The following is an 11,797-nucleotide window of genomic DNA, read 5'->3' on the forward strand; positions in this document are numbered from 1 at the left end:
TTTTGTTTTTTTAATTATATATTTTTTTCAATTGCCTTGTAGTCTAACTTAGCTTAACGAAATAAATTCTTCACGGATTAAGTATGCTGCTGCTGAATTTTTGTCTATCAATTTATCCGATATAGAAATAAAACATGATTTTAGTCGCATATGCGCTTTCACTTTTTCCCTGATCTCCTTATTGTAATAAACTTCGATAACAAATTTTTCCGATAAATGTATGGTGGTCGTATCTTTAATTTCTCCTTCCTTAAGTAATTCAGAATACCATTCGATACCTTCGAGCATTAATTTATCAAATCCAGAACCCAACAACAGCCAGATTGCATTTTCGATATTGGCTATCATTTTCCTCGTATCTGATATGAATACCATACCCACACCGGAATGGTAAAAAGCGTATTTCCATCACGTCAGTTTAATTTTTTTGACGGGTCTTAAAAATAATTTATAATTGGTATTAGTAATCGATTAGTGTTCTTATCTGTGTAATAAGAATACAAAGAACTGTATTTTTAATTAGGACATATAATGCAGTTAGTTTTTAGCAATTATAAATATAGAAATTTATTGATTACGCTACTAAAACAATTATAAGATACCGATTTACTGAAATATTAAAGCAATAACGGGAGACCATATTTCTGGTAATAACTATTCAGGCATCTTTTTCTACATTTTTAAGACTGACACGAATACGCTTATTTTCATCAGATGCAAAGTCTTCGAAATTTGAAAAGTCTACGTCGTACCGTATGGATACCTGAACGCCTCTATCTTGTATTTCATCTAAAATCTTTGTCATCATTCACGAAATGGTTCTAATTTAACACTTTTGCAAAACTCATCTATCAATTTTATCCGTTTTATTATTGTAATCATAAAAATTAGATACTTTAAAAGGTTCACAAATAAGCAAAAAAGTATTTGCAAACACAAATACTATTCTTTAGTAAACTACTAAAATAATAAAAAAAAGGTCAATAGTTAATATGATTTTCCGCACCAATAATTGTAATCAATTTACTTGTTCTCTCACAATCCTATACAAAGACATACCCAACTAATGTCTAACATCTACACTTTTTTTATCGGCAATAAAAATATTTACATAATATCTTAAGTTGTTTTTTTGCCGATAATGGCAATGTCTTAAGGTAAAAAACTTAATATTTCAACTCAGATAATTGTGAAATTCTTTCTAAATCTTCAATCAAATGTTTCGATATTTCTTCGGTCTTGGGTACAAAAAACCTCTGAAATCATTTGATTTTCAGAGGTTTTTGCTTTTTAGGGTGGTCAAAAGGGTGGCTAAAATTGGATCAAGCGCAAAATTTGGGGACTAGGCAAAAAGTTTAGCTAATCTGAATAAGAAGAATGCTTTGTCTTTTACACCGCGGAGCTGCATTCTGAAGTTTTTTATTTTGGCATTGAAAGATTCAGCAGCAGCATTGGTGCTTCTTTAATCGAAATAATTCAGAATATCCCTGTAATGATTTATTATGGCCTTTCTCAGAGTCTCAAAAGAAGTAAATCCTGACTCTTCCGAGGAAAACTCTTCTCTCAAAATTCCAGATAATGCTTTCTCGATTTGTAAAACACCATAACTTCAATACCCAGTTCTCTTGCCAGCTCCAAAATATTAGACCCCGCATAGCTCAATTGAGCTGTTTGTTTTTTTAAAGCCGGATCATAGATTTTTCGGCCTTATTTCATTTGTTAAAATTAAGATGCTATGCTTATATAACTGGAGGCTAAATTAGTATATCCATTTATCCGTATCCTGAGAAAGAGCTTCAAGTCCAATGTCTATAATGTTATAGAGCAGACTTACAATAAAGTACAATATGACAATTAATTAAAAACCTCCATCGTCATGTGAATATGATGGGTGCCATCCCCATAATATCCCCACCAAGTACATCTATACATTTTTCCGTTATGACTAATCAGTGCATTAGCAATTTCATAATTATTATCACCATAAAACATGCTAAAGTTACCATCTGCATTTATAAAATTTCCAGTAGGAATAGTTGTATATGGAACTCTACTTGTAGAAAAATTTGTTGAGGAATTAAAAAAAACAAAATCTGTAATTGGGGCACCAGAAACATTTTCTATAAGAGGAGCTATAAGACCTGAAGTTCCTTTGGTGTCGAAAACAGCGTTCATTCTTAAGCCATCAAATTCCGGTACCTGAACAAGAGTAGACGGGCTGTTATTTGTTAAGTATCCAACAACATTATTGTTTTGATTAGTCGGTGGGTTAGTTCCAGTTTGTGTTACATATCCTGATACAGTAGTCATTGTATTATAATTAAACTTAAAGTATAAATGTCTAAAAGTACCGGCATCTACCGGTGATCCGACATTTGTACAAGCCCATACAGGAGCAGCCGGTGTTCCGTTATTAGACATAAGGCACCTTTGATCTGTATCATACACCAAAAGCCCAGTCGCAGGCGATGCTATCTGCAACCTGTTTGCACTGCTCATCGCACTCAGCAAGGTTCCTTTATAGCCTGCCGGTGTTTTCCTATCCGTGGGTGCTACGGTAAGATTGGAAGATGCGTCGGGTGATTCTGTATTAATTCCAACTTGAGAAAATAATAGGGTTGAGAAAAATAAGAATACAGGAGAAAATAATGTTTTCATTTTTAAAGTATATTTTGAAATACAAATATATTGTATACATATACTCCCTTCTACATGTTGTTAAATGCTATACTGAAAATCATTTATATTTTATAAACAACTGAAATAAAACACTTTAAAATACTAAATACCGAATTTGATTATTTTTTCTTCATATAAATTTCATCTAAACTTAAAGTTTGAGATTAGTATTAACTGAATGATAGAATTCTGCAGCAGAATTGTGCGTAACGAAACGCAGACTTAGAAAATATCGTTTAGTAAATGCTAAAAACCAGCTCTGAAATTTGAAATTTTAATTGAATGGCAATTATAAAAATACCCTTAAAACTAAACCGGTTTATTGGGAAGAAATTTCCTTATTGTAGTTTTTAATAAATGCCGAAGGGGTGAGGCCTTCAATTTCTTTGAAGACTCTGTTGAATGTAGACTGGTTTTTAAAACCCGATGATGAATAAATGTACATTAACGAATATCTATCTAGATTTTGCTCAATGATCATTTTTTTTGCACTCTCTACTCTGTATCTGTTAAGAAAATAATTAAAATTACATTGAGCATTAATCTTGATGGCTCTAGAGACATAGCTCACATTGCTGTTTAGCTGCAAGGCCAGCCAGGCAACATTAAAATCTTTTTCTAGATAAGATTTGTTGTTTTCAAAATAATACAAAATTTCCTGATACAGTAAATCGTATTTGCGCCCATCTTCGGAAACAGGATTATTCTCGTCTTTTTCCAGAGAAGTTTCATTTGGCATATCATTATCACTGCTACTGATATTCGCTTTCAAGATGAATTTCAATCCACTAATCTTATGTGCGTAATAGGAAATAAAGCAAATCAATAGTAAAATATTTACAATTGAAGAGATATTTACCACCAGGATATTTATATGTGATGGCTTTAGAAATGCCAAATACTTATAAATGTGAGGGGTGATTGCAACTGTCATTACGATTAAAAATAGTATATATACACACCATTTAACAACTATTTTATAATTGTACAATGTATTCAGACCATAAGGGATCAGAAAATACCACAAAAAAACTATAGGCGTTTTTTCCCATAATACAAGCGAGTACAAAAATAGAAACCAGGAAGTAAAGATGAGGTAAAGATGAAGGAAATGCTCTATACTATCAAATGGCTTATTCTTCACATACAACAAAACAAATATGCCCATAATTAAGGCCGCTAAATTATAATAAGCAAAAAAATAAGCACCCATAAATCCGTATAGAAATACGTGCGCTGTTATGGTTAATATGACTAAAACAATAAGATTGACAAAGAATCTTTTTTTTAGTGCTTTTAACTGTTTAATCATAGTATTTTAGATATAAGGCAAATATTCTTATCAATATACGTGCTTGTAGTAATAATTTTGTTTTGGCGCTTTTTAGATTCCTTTGAAACAACAAGAACACAACTGATATAATGTTGTAATCAAAAGCGTACACTGCCGAATATTTTATTAAAATATAATTTATTTCATATTAGGGATAATTAATAAACTACCCCATTGCAGAGCCTCAAAGTATTAAAAATCGAAAAGAGTGAGTTGGGTCTCATATATTTTCTGATACTTTATATCTTTTTAATAACATCTTTATTGCCATACTGACCAACATCTTCAGTAATAAAAGAATTCCTATACTTAACTGGAAAAGCCAAATGATAAAGAAACACGGTTTTTATTATGTTGTTTCAAAATATGATCATCCATAAATCAAAACTAATTCTTTTTCTATTGAAAAACCATCCGTTTTTCAAACTTTGCCTCTTTTAACATCGAGGCTGAGCATCGAGAAATTCTTTAGATTAATTTATAAACTTAGATAATCATTGGTAGAACTTCATTATCTGATAGCTTTTATCATATCAACAAAAAAGATGTTACAAATCATTATTTGTAACACCTAAAACACACATGATGAAAAAAATTTTATTTACAGTACAAAGGTATTGAGTAAATCTATAAAATAACATATGCAATAGATAGTAAATGAAATGATTATATTATCTTTTGTTAATTTTTCAGCTATTTATTGGCAACCCTTCTTCTTATACGGCTCAGACTTTGAGGCGTAATGCCAAGATAGGTGGCAATATCAAGTATTCTCACCCTATTGAAAATAAAGGGTCTGTTGTTGATAAGCTGAAGATAATTCTCTTCCGGCGTATTGCTTTTCAATTGTACCAATTGGTTTAATGACTGTGCAAAGGCCTCTCGCAATATATTCATTTCCAATCTTTCAAAATTAATATTGTCCTTACACAAACTTCTGCTGTCCTCAATATGAAGGGTAAAAACCTCAACATTTTCTATTGCTTTAACTGCAAGATTAGACGGATTCTGCATCATATAGCTTATATAATCTCCGCTCCATTCTCCTTCAAAATTAAAATCAATAATATATTCTCTATCGTTTTTTTCTTCGATATATTTCACTGCACCTTTTGACAGAAAAAAATATTCTTTGCAAATCTCTCCTTTCTTTAGAAGATACTCATTCTTTTTAAAGCTCGTTTGCTTCAGTTTTGATAACTTAATATAAAACTCTTCATCAGAAAGAGGAAAGAAAAAATCCCAGTTTTTTCTTATATCTGCAATCAATTGTCCGGAAAACCCTCTGTTTTCAAATTCAAAATTGTACATAATTATTTTTTGGAATAAAAAAATTTAAAATAAAACAGACTGTGATATTAACGAGTAGATGTATTCTCTTTTTTTATTAAACACCATTTATCGACACAGAAAGTCTTTTTCGAAACCTTCAAATGAAACAAACTGTATGATTACCAAAAGTTTTTATTTAAGGATAGCTTAGAAGTTCATATCCCTTTTTCAGCTTCACTGCAACAGCGTTATACCAAAGTTTCCATAGATTGATTTAATAATTAAAAAAATCTGTATTCAGGAATGATGAAAAACGAATACCCCGATTCTACATACCATTGTCTCATTGAAATGACAGAAATCTGTCATTTGAATTTTAATCTATAGTTATTAATTTAGTAATCTGGTAATAATATTTTAGGGTTGTTTTGATTAAAAGCATTCCATAGTCTGTGGAGGCTTTTTATTTTTTAGCCAAACAGCGGTAGTTCATATGTAAAATAAATAAGTTTACAAAAATCTATCGCACTTAAGAATTATTAATCTTTTCGCCGGACATTGAAATTCTCATTTTAAAATCTTCTAAATCAGAATCACTAATATCCAAATGGCTTACAAATCTGACCAGCTGATCGCCAAATGCAGTACAAAGGATATTTCTTTCTTTCATTTTTACTACAAATTCATTTGCATTACCATCAGCCGGTATCATCATAACGATATTTGTAGCAATGGGAAGTACTTCTTTAGCAAAAGTGCTTGCCTGTAATATTTCGCCGATTTGTTTTGCCCGGCGGTGATCTTCTTTTAATAACTGTATGTTATTATCAAGAGCATATATTCCAGCAGCTGCCAGTGATCCTGCCTGTCTCCAGCCGCCACCCATTAGTTTTCTGAGACGGCGTGTTTTCTCAATAAATTGACGATCACCAATTATTACAGAGCCAACAGGACATCCAAGACCTTTTGATAAACATATTGAGATACTGTCAAAGACACGCCCATAATCCTCGGGAGACTGAGGTGTTTCTACCAAAGCATTAAAAAGTCTTGCACCATCTAAATGAAGCTTCAGATTGTTTTTTTGGCAAACTTCCTTGATCTTCTTGATTTCTTCAAAGTCATAATAAGCTCCACCCCCTCTGTTTGTTGTATTTTCTAATGAAACAAGCCTGCTGATAGGCTGGTGTATATCATCTGCATTATTAATGGCCCCTTTCAAAAGTTCTGCGGAAATAATGCCATAGTCTCCATCCAGAGGCTTGACTGAACATAAAGAGTTCACAGAAATCCCACCACCTTCATACAAATAAATATGCGAAGACTTATCGCATATCACCTCATTGCCCGGACTTGTGTGCGCTTTAATTGCCAATTGATTAGACATTGTTCCGCTCACACAAAACAAAGAAGCTTCCATCCCAAACATCCTGGCAACTTTCTCTTCCAACAGCTTAACTGTGGGATCTTCCTTGTACACATCATCGCCTACCTCAGCTTTCTCCATTGCTCTTTTCATATAATCACAAGGTTTTGTGATAGTGTCGCTACGGAGATCAATAATTCTATTCATTATTCTGATTTATATTTTTATTACATTTAAGTTACAAATTAGGAAAAAGCCTATTCAGAACCAATGTATATATTTTCATACAATTCAATATATAACAAAAGATAATCTGATTTTTTCGGAAAAAAAAAATTGAAAACAGGCCTTAACCTTTAAACAATTAATATGCTATACATCACTACATATGTTATATTGCAAAAATAACAATTGAATAAATGAAAACATCTAGTAGATATCCATTATTTGTTGCAGTTATTTTTGATGATAAAGGTAAAAAAGTCCAAAAAGTATTTTTTTATAGAAGAGATTACAGAATCATTCGAGAAAATTGCAATGACAGTCTAGTTCATTGAGTTTAATTTGGGAAAAGCAGTATATAAATTTCTATACCAAATATATTTTGATGTTTAATTTTCTACTATTACCAAGACAAAGTAAATTATTGCAACAGAAATATAAATTGATAGATTTCCACTATTTGTTTTATATAAACATCTTACTACTTTCATGTCAATAAAAATATCCAGATAAAAAATAAATATTTTTAGATATCAATCATAAAGAAAGTATAGAAGATAAACTTTATGAACACATAGAAGATATTGCTTAGTGATACTTAACAATAATTTTGAATTGTCACAGCATATAAAAACATCTTAAGTAAAAACCGGACTGAGCGACGTTAGTAATATAAAAATTTTGCATAGTAAAACCTCAAATTTTAATTTTTTAAAAAAATATATGAAAAATAAACTATTATTTTGTTGGCTATTTTTGATGGCTATTATTATTAAAGCTCAAAATAACGATTGTTCAGGGGCTGTACTACTAACGGTTGGTACAAGCTTCTCTTCAGGAGCCGTGAATTCTAGTAATACAGGAGCTACTACCGATGGTCCTGTTGCTTCCTGTAATTCAGACGCAGTTGAAAATGTTTGGTTTAAGGTGGTGGTTCCCGCAAGCGGAAAACTGATGATTGAAACAGGTCAGGTTGCAGGTTCTCTGTTTGATGATTCCGTGCTTACTGTTTACAGTGGGACATGTGGTAATTTAACAGAAATTGATTGTAATGATGACAAATTGCAAGATCTTTTTTCTTCTCTTTCATTAACTGGACAAACTCCGGGTGCTACATTGTATATAAGTGTCTCTAAATATGATGACTATACAGAAAATGGAGAATTCCAAATTTCGGCATATGATTTAATACCAGCAGCCAATGATAATTGCGCAGAAGCAATATCATTATCAGTAGGCACAGACTTTTCTTCTGGAGCAATAACTGCTACGAATCTTACTGCAACTACTGATGGACCTACTGCTTCCTGTAATTCAGACGCAGTTGAAAATGTTTGGTTTAAGGTGGTGGTTCCCGCAAGCGGAAAACTGATGATTGAAACAGATCAGGTTGCAGATTCTCTGTTTGATGATTCCGTGCTTACTGTTTACAGTGGGACATGTGGTAATTTAACAGAAATTGATTGTAATGATGACAAATTGCAAGATTTTTTTTCTTCTCTTTCATTAACTGGACAAACTCCGGGTGCTACATTGTATATAAGTGTTTCTAAATATGATGACAATACAGAAAATGGAGAATTCCAAATTTCAGTATATGACACGACTTCATTAGCAACCAACGAAGTCATACAAAAGAAAAGAGAAATCAATGTATCTCCAAATCCTTTTACTGATCAGCTTACTATATCTGATATATCAGACGTACAATCAATTTCTATTTTTGACCCATCAGGAAAACTTATAAAAACTATTGAAAAACCTTCATCTGTAATTTATTTAACTGATTTAAAAGATGGTTTGTATTTACTTTCTTTAAAAATGAACAGCGGAATTATTAAGACTATTAAAATAATTAAAAAATAATTTTATCCTTAACAAATTATATAAAATCATATTATAGTAATATTAATTAGTTGAACCAAAGTAAAAACTTTTTTACTTTGGTTTTTTTGTTTTGTAGGTTCTCTTTTTTATTTTAGGATGGTTGCGCAATAATAAGTTAAAAAAAAGCGGTATTCATTCCAAACACCTCAGCCTCTTTATTTCCCAGCAATGACACCATGCAGTCATTTTATATACATCGTCTCCTAATCATATCTGTTCGTAAAGAGCACCATCTCTTCGCGGAAAACCGAACACATTAAAAATGATAATACGATGTATATAAATTTTAAAAGATGTCCTGCTAATCTCATACCATGAGCAGACTGTACTTCATCGTATAGGCAATAAGTTCTGCAGAGGTTTTCGTGTTGGTCTTCTTTCTCAGATTGCTTTTGTGATTTTCCACCGTGTGATAAGATATAAAAAGCCTTTCAGCTATTTGCGGGGTATTCAGTCCTTGAGCCATCAGATTTAGGATCTCCTTTTCGCGAGCAGTGATAGCGGGGATATCAATATCTATTTTTTTGTGTACATTCTGATTCACATGTCTGAAATAATGCACCTCCTTATTAGACATATCAATAACAGATAACAATGGCAGACTTTGAATCTCAAAATGGGACAGATCGTATACTAACACCAGGGAGGCCTGAATTTCATAATTCTCATTTATGCGCTGCAGCGGAGATTGCAATAAAATCCAGCGGTAAACACCTTTTGAATCAAGCATTCTGCCATAATAATTGAACCGAATACCTTTTTTTCCGGACCTTAGGAGGTTGAGCCGCATTGTTGCACTAAAGACAAAAGCCCCCATGATCAGCGGTCTGTCATCCGGATGGAAAAGCCCCATAAAAAAATCGGTATCAGAGTTCACCCAGTCATCTTTTGTAAAAGGAGTAAATTGCTCTATATTTTTACTCACAATCTCCGTCCTCATTTTGATATTGTTTGTGATGAACCAAAAGAAGGGACCTATGGCAAAATTTTCCGCACTTTTTATAGTATCTTCGAAAAACTCATAGTAATTATCATCCAAATTTCCTTTTTTAGAAAAAAAATCAAAAAGTTGTTCAACATTAATAGGATCAATTTTTTTCTTCATAACAGTAAGTGTTTTTATGTTAGCCTAAAATTTAATTTTAAACCATATTTAATTTTAACAAATTCAAATATAAAGCCAAAAAAAACTGCGCTTTAAATTAAATTCAAACAATTAAATTGCGAATAATTCAATACTAAGTGAATTTAACAACGAAATCACCATTTAGAAACATTCAAAGCCGATAGTGGATGGGCATCTTTAAATTTTTTAAAATCTTCCTGTGTATATTCGGGGCATGCGCCTTCCTGTGATGTAATAAAAGCTCCTAGGGAAACTGCCTGTGCCATGATCTCATGAGCAGAATCTCCTTTCCCGATTCTTTTGGACAAAAATCCAGCTAAAAATGAGTCACCACTTCCAACAGTATCCCTAACTTCTACAGGTATCGTAGGATAGAGATAAAAATTATCTCCGTCTGTATACAATGCTCCTTTGCTTCCTTTGGAAATGATGATTTCCGGAATCCCAAATTTTTCCTGCAAATACCTGATGCTGTCTTGTTCTGTCTTGTATTCTTTCTTCAAAAAATTAAGTACCAGCCGGAGTTCTGCCTTATTGAATTTTGCCAATTGGGTCTTATGCAGAAGGTCATTAATGGTCCTGATATCATAGTAAGGTGCTCTAAGGTTAATATCAAAAACATTGTAAGGGCTTATTTCAAGCATTTGAAATAATGCGTTCTTTGACTTTTCATTTCGGGTAGCCAATGTCCCAAATACCAATGCATCTGCTGTTTCCACGGATTTTTGGTTTTCCGGGGTAACCTCGATAAAATCCCAAGCCACATTTTCTACAATATCATAGTGGGCCTCATTATTTTTATCCACAGTAGCAATAACGGTGCTTGTGGGATGTTCCTCACTCACCTGGATATCTTCCGTCGGAATTTCCCAGTTTTTAATTTTCCGCAACAGTTCATGGCCAGGCCCGTCATTGCCCACACTACTGATCACTGATACATCTAATCCCATCTTAAAAAGATGATAAGCCACATTGAACGGGGCTCCCCCGATTCTCATTTGGGATTCCGGAAATATGTCCCAAAGAACTTCCCCAAAACAGACTATTTTATGTTTTTTCATTTCTATTATTTATTTAATTATATATTGACAATACTTGAAGACCAAACAAAGCCGGGAAAAAGACTGGTAGCTGAGGTCGCATTTTCTCTCTGATATTATTTTAAAAAGAATAGGCCTGCACCGAAAATTGCAGAAATGCATTATTGTTCACTGGATTCCACATTCCCCATATTCCGATAGGGATCTTGTATCCCTCGATGGTAAAGCTTTTCGAAATGATAAGGCTTATTTCATTGAATCCGGCGTCTTTTGCAAAGAAATTATTCTTTTCACCTCGATTGTTCAGAGCGAAACCATAGCCTATTCTTCCCCGTACTTCCAGATTTTCCTTTTTATATACAGGATATTCACCGAAAACAAAAGAAGAATACTTATTCCCTGTATTTTTACTGTTTCTGTCCCTTCCAAAAACAACGGTATTCCAGCTAAGAATAAGAGGAAACTGATCACTGATGGTATAGTAAGACCTCAGATCCCAGAATCTTCCGGTTTCTGCTGCAGAATAATTAAAGAACTCTTTGTTATTGTATAGTGCATCAGGCGAGAAATTGTAGATATCCCACAGTTCCAGTACCAGATGTTTATTTTTGTAGCCTATATAATTATTGAATTCCTTATAAGAGCCATCTGCATTACCTCCTGCCCAAAAGCCTCCGTAGAAATTTTCAAAGTCCAGATGAACATCTCCGGTATAGATCAATCCCGCAGAAACTTCTAATCCTCTCCAAAGATGGCTGTTCCTGAGCTGCAATGCGGAATGTATTTCCTGCGCACTCAATGACATGCTTCCAACAATTATTGAAAAAGCAAGCAGCAATTTATATTTTATCATGATCTGTTTTTTTATAAAT

General features: G+C 32.8%; 9 protein-coding genes. 1 reads left to right on the forward strand and 8 read right to left on the reverse strand.

Annotated elements, in window-relative coordinates; translation table 11 throughout:
• Positions 1-48: 48 nt before the first annotated feature.
• From BW946_RS18730 to BW946_RS18755, 5 genes are all read right to left on the reverse strand, one after another.
• A complete protein-coding gene (locus tag BW946_RS18730; protein ID WP_139326042.1) occupies positions 49-348 on the reverse strand; it encodes a hypothetical protein in 300 nt (99 codons plus the stop codon).
• A gap of 1,506 nt (positions 349-1,854) precedes the next feature.
• Positions 1,855-2,658 carry a hypothetical protein gene (locus BW946_RS18740; RefSeq protein WP_076597615.1) on the reverse strand — a complete coding sequence of 268 codons (804 nt, stop codon included), beginning with the start codon at positions 2,656-2,658 and terminating at the stop codon, positions 1,855-1,857.
• A 340-nt stretch (positions 2,659-2,998) separates the two neighbouring features.
• On the reverse strand, positions 2,999-3,991 hold the full coding sequence (locus tag BW946_RS18745) for a helix-turn-helix domain-containing protein (RefSeq protein ID WP_076597616.1): 993 nt from the start codon (positions 3,989-3,991) through the stop codon (positions 2,999-3,001).
• 714 nt (positions 3,992-4,705) lie between these two features.
• Positions 4,706-5,323, reverse strand: coding sequence for a Crp/Fnr family transcriptional regulator (locus BW946_RS18750; protein ID WP_076597617.1), 618 nt, complete (start codon positions 5,321-5,323; stop codon positions 4,706-4,708).
• A 490-nt stretch (positions 5,324-5,813) separates the two neighbouring features.
• Positions 5,814-6,857 carry a threonine aldolase family protein gene (locus BW946_RS18755; protein ID WP_076597618.1) on the reverse strand — a complete coding sequence of 348 codons (1,044 nt, stop codon included), beginning with the start codon at positions 6,855-6,857 and terminating at the stop codon, positions 5,814-5,816.
• 738 nt (positions 6,858-7,595) lie between these two features.
• On the opposite strand from BW946_RS18755, the gene BW946_RS18760 reads away from it, so the two are divergent.
• Positions 7,596-8,738, forward strand: coding sequence for a T9SS type A sorting domain-containing protein (locus BW946_RS18760; protein ID WP_083688920.1), 1,143 nt, complete (start codon positions 7,596-7,598; stop codon positions 8,736-8,738).
• Between the two features lie 328 nt (positions 8,739-9,066).
• Here BW946_RS18760 and BW946_RS18765 read toward each other — a convergent pair whose 3' ends face one another.
• From BW946_RS18765 to BW946_RS18775, 3 genes are all read right to left on the reverse strand, one after another.
• On the reverse strand, positions 9,067-9,864 hold the full coding sequence (locus BW946_RS18765; RefSeq protein ID WP_076597620.1) for a LuxR C-terminal-related transcriptional regulator: 798 nt from the start codon (positions 9,862-9,864) through the stop codon (positions 9,067-9,069).
• 155 nt (positions 9,865-10,019) lie between these two features.
• Positions 10,020-10,946 carry a carbohydrate kinase family protein gene (locus tag BW946_RS18770; protein WP_076597621.1) on the reverse strand — a complete coding sequence of 309 codons (927 nt, stop codon included), beginning with the start codon at positions 10,944-10,946 and terminating at the stop codon, positions 10,020-10,022.
• Between the two features lie 100 nt (positions 10,947-11,046).
• The gene (locus BW946_RS18775) at positions 11,047-11,778 is read right to left on the reverse strand and encodes a hypothetical protein (RefSeq protein ID WP_076597622.1); all 732 of its coding nucleotides are present in this window, start codon (positions 11,776-11,778) and stop codon (positions 11,047-11,049) included.
• Positions 11,779-11,797 lie beyond the last annotated feature (19 nt).

The organism is Chryseobacterium sp. RU33C, from assembly GCF_900156015.1.
GTDB classification, from domain to species: Bacteria; Bacteroidota; Bacteroidia; order Flavobacteriales; family Weeksellaceae; genus Chryseobacterium; species Chryseobacterium candidae.